Origin of the sequence: Pseudoalteromonas rubra, assembly GCF_005887115.1 — a bacterium.
In the GTDB taxonomy this organism is placed as follows: Bacteria; Pseudomonadota; Gammaproteobacteria; order Enterobacterales; family Alteromonadaceae; genus Pseudoalteromonas; species Pseudoalteromonas rubra_F.
Window position 1 is genome coordinate 1 of record NZ_PNCJ01000165.1, and the last position, 328, is coordinate 328.

Below are 328 nucleotides of genomic sequence, written 5' to 3' on the forward strand. Positions count from 1 at the left end.
TTTAACTATTTTTTGTAGTTTTGTTGCTGTACCAAAATAGGTAAGTTTTTTAATTTCATTAAGTTAAGGTTTATTTAGTGATTTAAAATGAGCAATAGATTACATTCACATATGGTCAATGTCTCACAAGCAGGTGGAGATATCGTCAACTTAATTAACATGCACAAAAAAAGCAGCTAATGCTGCTTTCTTAGTCACTTTTCAAAACCTCATCCATTTGGACGAGGCTGAATTTTAGTGTAGACCACCTAGGTACTTTGATAAGACCTCGATATCTTCATCGGTCAATTTCTTAGCGATGTCACGCATCATGCCATTGTGGTCATTT

Annotated in this window: 1 protein-coding gene; it reads right to left on the bottom strand. The window is 34.1% G+C overall.

The window, feature by feature from the left end; genetic code table 11:
• Window positions 1–234: 234 nt before the first annotated feature.
• The coding region (locus tag CWB98_RS23605; protein ID WP_432765901.1) for a c-type cytochrome at window positions 235–328 on the bottom strand (94 nt) is incomplete at its 5' end.